The following is a 257-nucleotide window of genomic DNA, read 5'->3' on the forward strand; positions in this document are numbered from 1 at the left end:
GTCTACCAACGGGGTGGTGTTGATGGTGCTGTTGACTTCGTCTTCGCCATCACCATCGTTGCCGATTGCCATTCCCATAATGTATCTCTTTCAGATTGCTTTAACGTTCAACACCACTTTCTCTCGGCATCATTCCTTCATGCCTTGCTTTTGAGACAGTGGTGTTATCTTGCGCTGCTGCTTAATTACTTCTTAGCAACTTTGCTCATGTTGCCAGACAACACAACAGAGTGCAGGTCAGCTGCAAATGCACGAAC

The 257-nt window shown here is 46.7% G+C and carries 1 protein-coding gene; it reads left to right on the top strand.

Annotation, left to right across the window (positions count from 1 at the left end; all coding sequences use genetic code 11):
• The coding region (locus ACO0K2_RS19740) for a hypothetical protein (RefSeq protein ID WP_423021770.1) at positions 1–257 on the top strand (257 nt) is incomplete at both ends.

This window comes from Undibacterium sp. MH2W, from assembly GCF_049340215.1.
Lineage (GTDB): Bacteria > Pseudomonadota > Gammaproteobacteria > Burkholderiales > Burkholderiaceae_D > Undibacterium.